This is a genomic window from Burkholderia sp. LMU1-1-1.1, from assembly GCF_040675865.1.
Classification (GTDB): domain Bacteria; phylum Pseudomonadota; class Gammaproteobacteria; order Burkholderiales; family Burkholderiaceae_D; genus Rugamonas.
The window spans coordinates 1-312 of record NZ_JBEGHG010000053.1 but is presented as its reverse complement, the minus strand read 5'-3'; the positions used below and the strand labels follow the sequence as shown (position 1 = coordinate 312).

Genomic DNA, 312 nt, shown 5'->3' with positions numbered 1-312 from the left:
GGATTCTGTTATGCGTCATGCTAAAACGTGCAGGCTCTTCCCATTTCGCTCGCCACTACTTTGGGAATCTCGGTTGATTTATTTTCCTGCAGCTACTTAGATGTTTCAGTTCGCCGCGTTCGCTTTGCATACCTATGTATTCAGTATGCAATGACCTAAAAGGCCGGGTTTCCCCATTCGGAAATCTGCGGATCAAAGCTTGTTTGCTAGCTCCCCGCAGCTTATCGCAAGCTACTACGTCCTTCATCGCCTGTAATCGCCAAGGCATCCACCATGTGCACTTATTCACTTGTCCCTATAACGTTAGCCCCT

Annotated in this window: 1 rRNA gene; it reads right to left on the bottom strand. The window is 48.1% G+C overall.

Going from position 1 to position 312, the window contains the following annotated elements:
* Window positions 1–295: ribosomal RNA gene (locus MRBLMU1_RS25520) — 23S ribosomal RNA — on the bottom strand; the annotation flags it as partial.
* Window positions 296–312: the final 17 nt, after the last annotated feature.